The sequence below is a fragment of the Synechococcus sp. H55.10 genome (genome assembly GCF_047502715.1).
In the GTDB taxonomy this organism is placed as follows: domain Bacteria; phylum Cyanobacteriota; class Cyanobacteriia; order Thermostichales; family Thermostichaceae; genus Thermostichus.
In genome coordinates this window covers 1-565 of record NZ_JANSJJ010000240.1, presented here as the reverse complement: position 1 = coordinate 565, position 565 = coordinate 1, and the positions used below count along the sequence as shown (strand labels likewise).

The following is a 565-nucleotide window of genomic DNA, read 5'->3' as shown; positions in this document are numbered from 1 at the left end:
GTTCAAACACTTCTGGATCCCCTTGGATCCACCCCGCCCGGATGTTTACACCCTCGAAGCTTTGCCTGAACTCACTCCCACCCAGAAAGCGCTCCAGCAGGGCTGGCTGGGATCCCTTTTGGCTTAAGAGTAGGTAGGAGGTAGCAATGCTTTAAAATCTTCCCAGCTGTTCGCAACTCCTGAGTTAAGTTAAAGAAAATAGGATCAAAGGGAAATGACTCTGCTTTTAGGTCTTCTAATTGGATTGGCTATTGGTTTCTCCCTGGGCGTTTATACCTGTAGGCGATCTGAAGTGAACCGCTACGAATCGAGGTTTGAGAGATGGAGGAAAGAAACTGAGAGGGCAATAGCTTTGCAACTTGACCAGTTCACTCAAAGAGCTAATAGCCAGTTACTGGATGAGATTCTAAGAAAGTTACAAGCTGACCTTGAGGGCTTCAAACTTCATATCTCAGAAAGTCTGTCCGAAAGTTACCAAAACTTCCTTCAGCGTTTAGCTGACTATACAAGTCAGCTAGTTAAGAATATAAGTAATCAGCAGAATATCCTGGGCAGACTATCGGAA

Annotated in this window: 1 protein-coding gene; it reads left to right on the top strand. The window is 45.1% G+C overall.

Going from position 1 to position 565, the window contains the following annotated elements:
• Window positions 1-214: 214 nt before the first annotated feature.
• The coding region (locus NW858_RS12045; protein ID WP_414520595.1) for a hypothetical protein at window positions 215-565 on the top strand (351 nt) is incomplete at its 3' end.